The sequence below is a fragment of the Actinosynnema sp. NPDC023658 genome (assembly GCF_040639995.1).
Classification (GTDB): domain Bacteria; phylum Actinomycetota; class Actinomycetes; order Mycobacteriales; family Pseudonocardiaceae; genus Actinosynnema.
In genome coordinates this window covers 1-3,001 of record NZ_JBFAAX010000702.1, presented here as the reverse complement: position 1 = coordinate 3,001, position 3,001 = coordinate 1, and the positions used below count along the sequence as shown (strand labels likewise).

General features: G+C 72.6%; 2 protein-coding genes. One reads left to right on the top strand and one right to left on the bottom strand.

Annotated features, from left to right (window positions below):
* Nucleotides 1-2,295 (bottom strand): BTAD domain-containing putative transcriptional regulator (locus tag AB0G02_RS33440; protein ID WP_360802329.1); only part of this gene is annotated, 2,295 nt, incomplete at its 3' end.
* A gap of 199 nt (nt 2,296-2,494) precedes the next feature.
* Between AB0G02_RS33440 and AB0G02_RS33435 the strand changes: the two genes are divergently transcribed.
* Nucleotides 2,495-2,890, top strand: coding sequence for a peptidase inhibitor family I36 protein (locus tag AB0G02_RS33435; protein ID WP_360802326.1), 396 nt, complete (start codon nt 2,495-2,497; stop codon nt 2,888-2,890).
* Nucleotides 2,891-3,001: the final 111 nt, after the last annotated feature.

The following is a 3,001-nucleotide window of genomic DNA, read 5'->3' as shown; positions in this document are numbered from 1 at the left end:
GTGCCCACCCCGGACCCAGGCGAGCGCCTGGTGGGCGTGGACCTGCTGGTAGGGGTCGCCGTGCTCTTCGGCGAGGCCGATGGCGTGGTCCAGGTGTCCGACCGCGTCCTCGTACAGGCCCAGGGCGGCGCAGGCGCTGCCCAGTTGTTGGTGGGCGACGATCAGGGTCGTGGGCTCGGGCAGGTGTGCCGCGGCGTGTGCGGCCGCTCGCCACAGGGTGAGGCGGTCGTGGCGGTGGCCCCGCCGATGGTGGAAGGTGTTCGTGGACAGGGCCAGCCACCACACGGCGCGGTGGTCGTGGTGGAGGGCCGCGATGTGCTGGGCGGCGAGCAGGGTGGTGCGTTCGGTGTCGAGCCAGGCCAGTGCCGCCGTGGCGTCGGGCAGCGGATGGGTGTGGGCAGCCGGTGCGGGCGCGGCGAGTCCGACGGGCCTGTGGTGCGCGTCCAGCAGCAGGTCGGCGGTGTGGGCGGTGTGGGCGGTGTGGGCGTAGAAGCCGATCACGCGTCGCAGCGCCGCGTCCCGTACGCCTTCGGGCAGTTGTTGTGCGGTGTCGGTGGCGTAGGCGCGGATGAGGTCGTGCATTCGGTACCGGTCGTGCGTGTCGCGGTCCAGCAGCGACGCTCGTTCCAGGTCCCGCAGCACCGCCCGGGTGTCCGCGGGTGACGAACCGGTCAGGTTGGCGGCGGCGGGCAGGCCGATGTCGGGGCCGGGGGCGATCGCCAGCAGTGCGAACGCGGTGGCCTGCTCCCGGGTCAGTGCGCGGAACGACCAGGACAGCACGGCCCGCGGGCTGGCTGGCGGCTCGTCGTCCAGCGCGGCCAGTCCCGACTCCCGCAGCTCGGCGGCCGCGAGGGACAGCGGCACCTGCGAGCGGGCGGCGATCACGCTCAAGGCCAGCGGCATCCCGCCGCACAGGCTGATCAGCTCGTCGACCACCGCGTTCTGGGTGTCGATCTCCGACGTGCCGCGTCGGGTGGCCAGCAGGTCGCGTGCTTCGCCGTCGGACAGCGCGCCCAGCGACAGGCGGTGGGCGCCGTGACCGGTGACCAGGCCGGCCAGCTGGTTGCGGCTGGTCACCACGACCGCGCACTCCGCACCACCGGGCAGCAGCGGGACCACCTGGTCGGTGTCGGCGGCGTTGTCCAGCACCAGGAGCACTCGTTTGTCGGCGGTGAGCTGCGGAACAGCGCGGACTGGGCGTGGGCGTCGGAGGGGACCGACCCCGGCTCGATGCCCAGGGGCCGTGAGGAAACCGCGCAGCGCCGTGGTCGGTGCCATCGGCGAGCCCTCCGGGCCGAAGCCGCGCAGATCCACGAACAGCTGGCCGTCGGGGAACCGGGCGAGGTGGCGGTGTGCCCAGCGCAGGGCCAGCCAGGTCTTGCCGAAGCCGCCCGCACCGGTGATGGCCGAGATCACCATCGCGCCACCGGGCTCCACGGGAGCCATGCGGTCGTCCAGGCGGCGCAGTTCGTCGTGGCGGCCGACGAAGGACCCGGGCGTGGCGCGCAACTGACGCGGCACCACCGGCCCGGGCACCGTGTCCGGTGTCGTGCCGGTGGGAACGGCGCCGGCGGCCAGGACTTGCCGGTGCGCATCCTGGAGGACGGCACCGGGTTCGGTGCCCAGTTCTTCGATCAACCGCATGCGGAACTGCAGGTAGTGCGCGAGGGCGTCGTTGGTCCGCCCAGCCTGGTGCAGGACCAGCAGGTACTGGGCCTCGATTCGTTCGTCCAGCGGGTGCTGTGCGGTCCGCGCGGCCAGCTCGGCCACCAGTCCTCCGCCTTCCCCGGCACGCAGCCGGGCGTCAACCAGGTTGTGGTGCGCGGCCAGCCGTTCCTGTTCGAGCCGGTCGCGCTCGGCCTGGACCCACTCCCCGTGCACACCGGTCAGTGCCTCCCCGCGCCACAGCGCCAGCGCCTCGGTCAGCGCCGGCACCACTTGGCCGCCCTCGCCGCGGGCACGGACACACAGGTCCCGGAATCGGTACAGGTCCACCACCGGCTCGGCCGTGTCAGCCACCAGGGCGTATCCCCCCGACCGGCGGACGATCGCCACCTCGTCCGTGCCGGCCAGGGCCCGTCGCAGTCGGGAGATGTAGCCGTGCAGCGTTGCCCGGGCCCGCGGTGCAGCGTCCGCACCCCAGACCCGCTCGACCAGCCGGTCCACCGGCACCACCCGCCCGGCGTCCACCGCCAGCGCAGCCAGCACACACCGCTGCCTGGGGGTGCCCAGGTCTACCCGCCGTCCGCCGACCTCCGCACCTACTTCCCCCAACAGACGCACCAGCACCGCCATACCGATCTCCTCCGCCCTGCACGCCTCCCCGGTCACCAGCCATAGCAGCTCACGCGGCGCTGTGCAGAAACCTTGCCAGCGGTTCACACGATCAGACCTCGACGCTGAGTCGGTGGTGGTCGACCCGCGCTGTCGCGGCCGGCGGGGGCGGAACTCCCGGGTCGGTGGCCACCACATCACTGAACGCCGAGGAGGGGACATGAATCGGATTCGAACCGTGCTCGCAGCCCTGGGTCTGGCGGTCATCGCGCTGACCACGCCGACCGTCGCGCAGGCCCAACAGCCCGGTGACGTGGGGGCGATGGCCTTCGCCGACTGCCCGGCCGGCTACTTCTGCGTCTGGGAACACGCGGACGGGACCGGCCACTGGGCCAGGTTCCAGACGGGATCGCCCGACCTGACCGTGCCGATCGGCAGTTTCGTCTTCAACGACCAGATCTCGTCCGTGTGGAACCGGACCAGCAGGATCTGGTGCCTCTACGAGAACATCAACCACGGAGGAGCTGTCCTGCGAATCGCGGCCGGCTGGGGGCCGGGACCGATCGGCCCCCGCTACGACTTCAACGACAAGGTCAGCTCGCTGAGTCCCTGCTAGTCCGACGAAACGCCGACACCCCCGGTCGGGCCGCCGCAGATCCGGCGACCCGACCGGGCGCGCGCAGGACGACGGGCGCAGTGGTACCGCGACCCGCGCCGGTCCCGCGTG